Genomic DNA, 1,809 nt, shown 5'->3' with positions numbered 1-1,809 from the left:
AGGTAATCAGTTATCGGTCATCAGGTTATCGGTAAAGGGAAAAGATCAATTGGTTGTTACCGATTACCTGATTACCGATTACCTTGCACTTCATTTGGGTAAATAGTTACCCCAAATTTTATGTTACTTATTATTCCCCTAATAATTCAACATCTCTAATAGATATTCTTCTACAAGAACAGGCAATATCTCTAAATTATAACCTCCCTCCAGACAGGAGACGATTTTACCTTCGCAACATTGTTCTGCTATCTCACAAATCATCTTTGCCAGATTTTTATAACCTTCGGTAGTTAACTTCATACCGCCAATCGGGTCATCTTTATGTGCATCAAATCCCGCAGAAACTAAAACTAACTCCGGGTTAAACTCTAAACTTTGTGGTTGTATGTAATTTTTGAATGCCTGAATATACTCTAAATCACCACTTTTAGCCGGAAGAGGAATATTGATAGTAAATCCTTCTCCTTTACCCTCGCCTTTTTCTAATTGAGTCCCTGTGCCTGGATAAAATGGATATTGATGAATAGAACAATATAATACACCCGGGTCATCATAAAAAACTAATTGTGTTCCATTTCCGTGATGGACATCAAAGTCAATAATCAGTATTTTTTTAAGACCATATTTCTTCCGGGCATATTTTGCGCCAATCGCAATATTATTAAATATACAAAATCCCATTCCTTTATTAGGTTCGGCATGATGTCCTGGTGGTCTGATTAAGGCAAAGGCATTTTTCACCTTCTTCTCTTCCATCACCGCATCAATTGCTGATATTACTCCACCAACCGCTAAAAGTGCGACTTCATAAGACTTAAAACATATCTGGGTATCCGGGTCTATCGACTTTTTATTTGTCTGGCAGGCACGCTCTATCATTTTTATATAAGTCAATGGATGAATAAAACTAACCTCTTCCACCGTCGCATATCGTGGTGGAATATAAAATAATTTGTCTCTAATTGGACTTTCTTCTAAGTATTTTAATATTTTTATTAATCGAAGTTTATTTTCCGGATGCCCTCGGGTCTCATGAAATAAATAAGCTGGATGATAAACTAATCCTATTCCTGGTTCATTATTTTTTTTCACATTTATTCTCCATATTAACTATTTCCACACGGCATTCAGGCAATGTAAGAATTCCCACCGTGCAATTATTGGTTAACCACCCACCACATTCCCCCGGATTAATTACCAATGTTTTACCTTCTCTAACATCTACGGTATGTGTATGTCCATAAATAATAACATCATACGCCCCACTTTTAATTAAATCATCTAAAAAATCCGGAATATGATATAGTAAAATTCTTTTTCCTACAATAGTTAACTCATAAGGAGCCTGATAAATTTCTATCTTTAGTTCATTAAACTTTTTTGTTAATAAAGCCCTTTCTCCATCATTATTTCCAAATACAGCAATGAGTTTACTATTCAGATGCTTAAACTCTTTACAAGTAATAGGAGATATAATATCACCCGCATGCAAGACTAAATCTACCTGAACTTGATTAAAATATTCTACAGCCTTTGCAATCATTGGCATATTCTCGTGAGAATCAGCCATAATACCTATTTTCATTAATCTTACACCAAATATATTTTACAATGAATGAATAAAAATGTCAAGGGAAATTTCTGAAACTCAGGAATTCTCGGTGAAAAATTAGATAGAGGCTCATTATTCCTTATTTTTCTCTCAAAATGTTTCCACCTGTGCAATTAGAAATAAAAGGATAATTGATTAAACAGATTACATTTTTTTATTGTAAGCGGATTGAACGGATTGAGCGGATTTTTTTT

The 1,809-nt window shown here is 34.1% G+C and carries 2 protein-coding genes; both read right to left on the bottom strand.

Going from position 1 to position 1,809, the window contains the following annotated elements:
- Positions 1-138: 138 nt before the first annotated feature.
- Entirely contained in the window at positions 139-1,095 is a 957-nt protein-coding gene (locus AB1414_20200) for a histone deacetylase (GenBank protein MEW6609736.1), read from the bottom strand.
- The gene (locus AB1414_20195; protein ID MEW6609735.1) at positions 1,082-1,588 is read right to left on the bottom strand and encodes a metallophosphoesterase; all 507 of its coding nucleotides are present in this window, start codon (positions 1,586-1,588) and stop codon (positions 1,082-1,084) included. The genes AB1414_20200 and AB1414_20195 overlap by 14 nt, the downstream gene beginning before the upstream one ends.
- Between the last annotated feature and the right edge of the window lie 221 nt (positions 1,589-1,809).

The organism is bacterium (assembly GCA_040755795.1).
GTDB lineage: Bacteria > UBA9089 > CG2-30-40-21 > CG2-30-40-21 > SBAY01 > JBFLXS01.
This window is presented reverse-complemented; position numbering and strand designations above follow the sequence as displayed.

What these genes read in the sequence shown, in the direction of transcription:
- AB1414_20195 (MEW6609735.1), bottom strand. Translation starts at nt 1,588, where the DNA reads ATGAAAATAGGTATTATGGCTGATTCTCACGAGAATATGCCAATGATT.